Source organism: Luteibacter sp. ME-Dv--P-043b (assembly GCF_030209605.1).
GTDB lineage: Bacteria > Pseudomonadota > Gammaproteobacteria > Xanthomonadales > Rhodanobacteraceae > Luteibacter.
In genome coordinates this window covers 1-1610 of record NZ_JARVRT010000022.1, presented here as the reverse complement: position 1 = coordinate 1610, position 1610 = coordinate 1, and the positions used below count along the sequence as shown (strand labels likewise).

Here is a 1610-nt window from a genome sequence, read left to right as displayed (position 1 = left end):
TGTACAGCTCACCGGGCACGCCCACCGGCACCGGCTGGAGGAACGTGTCGAGCACGTAAAGCCGAGTGTCGTCGATCGGACGGCCGATCGGCACGGTCGCGCCGAGGCGGTCCAGCCCGGCCAGATCCACCGGATAGCAGGTGGCCTGGATGGTCGCTTCGGTGGGGCCGTACAAGTTGGTGACCCCGATGGGCCAGCGCCGGGCGATGGCTTGGACCAGTTCGGTGGACAAGGCCTCGCCGGCGCTGAAGACATGCCGCAGGGTGGGACGCTCGAGAGCGTCGAGCAGGGCCGGGAGCATGGACGGTGGCCAGACCGCCACGGTGACACCTGCTTGGTCGCAGCAGGCGGCGATGTGCTCGACATCGTAGGTAGCCTCTTCGGGAAGCAGGCAAGCGGTGGCGCCGGACAACAAGGCAAGCCAAAGTTCCCACTGGAAGGCATCGAAGCCCACCGAGGCACGAGCCAGCACCGTGTCGGTGCCGTCCACGGCGGCATGGCCGCCGATCCAACGGATCGACCGGGACAGACCATCGTGGGTGATGGCCACGCCCTTGGGGATACCGGTGGAGCCGGAGGTGTAGATCACGTAGGCCAGATGATCGGGGTGTGGGGTGATCGTCGGCGAGGACGCAGGCTGCCGGGCGATGTCCTCCGCAGCCTCCTCCAGCACGAGCAGGGATCCCCAGTGGCTGGGCAGGCGATCGGCGAACTCGGCGGTAGTGACCAGGATGGGCGCCATGCTCTCCTGGAGCATCGCGGCCAGCCGCTCAGTCGGATAAGCCGGGTCGATCGGCAAGAAGGCGGCGCCGGCTTTGAGGACACCGAGCAACACCACGGGCAGCTCGATAGAGCGGGCCATGCAGACGGCCACCAGCACATCCGAGCCGGCCCCGAGTTCCAGCAGATGATGGGCCAGCCGATTGGCGCGATCCTCGAGCTGGGCGTAGGTAAGCTGGCGATCGCCGCAGACCAGGGCGACGGCGTCGGGCACGCGCCTGGCCTGGCGTTCGAAGGCGGCGGTCACGGTGGTCGCCGCAAGGTCGGTGGCTGTGTCGTTCCAGTCGAGCAGCAGGGTCCGGCGCTCGTGTGCCTCGAGCAGGTCGATGCGGTCCAGCCGGCGATCGGGCTCGATGGCCACCTCCTCCAGCAACCGGGACAGCCGCTGGGCCATCCGCGCCACGGTCGCCTCGTCGAACAGGTCAGTGGCGTATTCGATGACCCCTGCTAGCGTGCGTTCACCGTGGTTGTCGGCCTGTTCGAGAAAATTGAACGTCAGGTCGAATTTTGCGATCTCGAATGCATTCAGCGCGTGGGGCGAGGCGACCAGATCGTGCAGTGCCAAAGTGGCATCGGCATTGTTCTGTAGGCCGACCATGACCTGGGCCAGCGGGTGGAAGCCCGCCGACCGGGCGGGGTTGAGCACTTCGACCAGCCGATCGAAGGGCAGGTCCTGATGCTGGAAGGCGTCCAGGTCGGCCTGCCGGGCCCGGCGGACCAGGTCACGGAAGCGTGGGTTGCCCGAGGTGTCGGTTCGCAGCACGAGGGTATTGCTGAAGAAGCCGACAAGATCGACCAGGGCATCGTCCTGGCGGCCGGCGACGGAGGTG

Annotated in this window: 1 protein-coding gene; it reads right to left on the bottom strand. The window is 67.3% G+C overall.

Annotated elements, in window-relative coordinates:
* Window positions 1–1610 (bottom strand): AMP-binding protein (locus tag QRN34_RS13990; RefSeq protein ID WP_285405307.1); only part of this gene is annotated, 1610 nt, incomplete at both ends.